Raw genomic sequence first — 3044 nt, forward strand, 5'->3', positions numbered from 1 at the left:
TTGGTTAAGTCCTCGAACGATTAGTATCAGTCAGCTCCACATGTCGCCACGCTTCCACCTCTGACCTATCAACCTGATCATCTTTCAGGGTTCTTACTAGCTTGCGCTATGGGAAATCTCATCTTGAGGGGGGCTTCATGCTTAGATGCTTTCAGCACTTATCCCGTCCGCACATAGCTACCCAGCGATGCTCTTGGCAGAACAACTGGTACACCAGCGGTGCGTCCATCCCGGTCCTCTCGTACTAAGGACAGCTCCTCTCAAATTTCCTGCGCCCACGACGGATAGGGACCGAACTGTCTCACGACGTTCTGAACCCAGCTCGCGTACCGCTTTAATGGGCGAACAGCCCAACCCTTGGGACCGACTACAGCCCCAGGATGCGATGAGCCGACATCGAGGTGCCAAACCTCCCCGTCGATGTGGACTCTTGGGGGAGATAAGCCTGTTATCCCCGGGGTAGCTTTTATCCGTTGAGCGATGGCCCTTCCATGCGGAACCACCGGATCACTAAGCCCGACTTTCGTCCCTGCTCGACTTGTAGGTCTCGCAGTCAAGCTCCCTTGTGCCTTTACACTCTGCGAATGATTTCCAACCATTCTGAGGGAACCTTTGGGCGCCTCCGTTACTCTTTAGGAGGCGACCGCCCCAGTCAAACTGCCCGCCTGACACTGTCTCCCATCCCGATAAGGGATGCGGGTTAGAATTTCAATACAGCCAGGGTAGTATCCCACCGACGCCTCCACCGAAGCTGGCGCTCCGGTTTCTCAGGCTCCTACCTATCCTGTACAAGCTGTACCAAAATTCAATATCAGGCTGCAGTAAAGCTCCACGGGGTCTTTCCGTCCTGTCGCGGGTAACCTGCATCTTCACAGGTACTATAATTTCACCGAGTCTCTCGTTGAGACAGTGCCCAGATCGTTACGCCTTTCGTGCGGGTCGGAACTTACCCGACAAGGAATTTCGCTACCTTAGGACCGTTATAGTTACGGCCGCCGTTTACTGGGGCTTCGATTCAGAGCTTCGCTTGCGCTAACCCCTCCTCTTAACCTTCCAGCACCGGGCAGGCGTCAGCCCCTATACTTCGCCTTGCGGCTTCGCAGAGACCTGTGTTTTTGCTAAACAGTCGCCTGGGCCTATTCACTGCGGCTCTTCGAGGCTATGAACCCCAAAGAGCACCCCTTCTCCCGAAGTTACGGGGTCATTTTGCCGAGTTCCTTAACGAGAGTTCTCTCGCTCACCTTAGGATTCTCTCCTCGCCTACCTGTGTCGGTTTGCGGTACGGGCACCTTTTATCTCGCTAGAGGCTTTTCTTGGCAGTGTGGAATCAGGAACTTCGGTACTAAATTTCCCTCGGCATCACAGCTCAGCCTTATAGTGAACGGATTTGCCTATTCACCAGCCTAACTGCTTACACGCACATATCCAGCAGTGCGCTTACCCTATCCTACTGCGTCCCCCCATTGCTCAAACGATAAAGAGGTGGTACAGGAATATCAACCTGTTATCCATCGCCTACGCCTTTCGGCCTCGGCTTAGGCCCCGACTAACCCTGAGCGGACGAGCCTTCCTCAGGAAACCTTGGGCATTCGGTGGATGAGATTCTCACTCATCTTTCGCTACTCATACCGGCATTCTCACTTCTAAGCGCTCCACCAGTCCTTACGGTCTAGCTTCAACGCCCTTAGAACGCTCTCCTACCACTGACACCTAATGGTGTCAATCCACAGCTTCGGTGATACGTTTAGCCCCGGTACATTTTCGGCGCAGAGTCACTCGACCAGTGAGCTATTACGCACTCTTTAAATGGTGGCTGCTTCTAAGCCAACATCCTGGTTGTCTAAGCAACTCCACATCCTTTTCCACTTAACGTATACTTTGGGACCTTAGCTGGTGGTCTGGGCTGTTTCCCTTTTGACTACGGATCTTATCACTCGCAGTCTGACTCCCACGGATAAGTCTTTGGCATTCGGAGTTTGTCTGAATTCGGTAACCCGATGAGGGCCCCTAGTCCAAACAGTGCTCTACCTCCAAGACTCTAACAACGTGAGGCTAGCCCTAAAGCTATTTCGGAGAGAACCAGCTATCTCCAAGTTCGATTGGAATTTCTCCGCTACCCACACCTCATCCCCGCACTTTTCAACGTGCGTGGGTTCGGGCCTCCATCCAGTGTTACCTGGACTTCACCCTGGACATGGGTAGATCACCTGGTTTCGGGTCTACGACCACATACTAAAACGCCCTATTCAGACTCGCTTTCGCTGCGGCTCCGTCTTTTCAACTTAACCTTGCATGGGATCGTAACTCGCCGGTTCATTCTACAAAAGGCACGCCATCACCCATAAACGGGCTCTGACTACTTGTAGGCACACGGTTTCAGGAACTATTTCACTCCCCTTCCGGGGTGCTTTTCACCTTTCCCTCACGGTACTGGTTCACTATCGGTCACTAGGGAGTATTTAGCCTTGGGAGATGGTCCTCCCTGCTTCCGACCGGATTTCTCGTGTCCGGCCGTACTCAGGATCCACTCAGGAGGGAACGAAGTTTCAACTACAGGGTTTTTACCTTCTATGACGGACCTTTCCAGATCGCTTCATCTACCCCGTTCCTTTGTAACTCCATGTTGAGTGTCCTACAACCCCAAGAGGCAAGCCTCTTGGTTTGGGCTATGTCCCGTTTCGCTCGCCGCTACTCAGGGAATCGCGTTTGCTTTCTCTTCCTCCGGGTACTTAGATGTTTCAGTTCCCCGGGTATGCCTTCCATACCCTATGTATTCAGGTAAAGATACTGTTCCATTACGAACAGTGGGTTCCCCCATTCGGAAATCTCCGGATCAAAGCTTACTTACAGCTCCCCGAAGCATATCGGTGTTAGTCCCGTCCTTCATCGGCTCCTAGTGCCAAGGCATTCACCGTGCGCCCTTTCTAACTTAACCTAAAAGGTTGTTTCTCTTAATAAAATAAGAGATTAAAATGGCAATTAACTCGATGTTTACTTTGCTTCTTCATTACGATTATCTAGTTTTCAAAGAACGAATAAAAAAA

1 rRNA gene is annotated in these 3044 nt (G+C 51.7%); it reads right to left on the minus strand.

Going from position 1 to position 3044, the window contains the following annotated elements:
- Positions 1–2935: ribosomal RNA gene (locus tag BSO02S_RS25835) — 23S ribosomal RNA — on the minus strand.
- Positions 2936–3044: the final 109 nt, after the last annotated feature.

This window comes from Neobacillus soli NBRC 102451, assembly GCF_001591665.1.
Lineage (GTDB): Bacteria > Bacillota > Bacilli > Bacillales > Cytobacillaceae > Neobacillus > Neobacillus soli.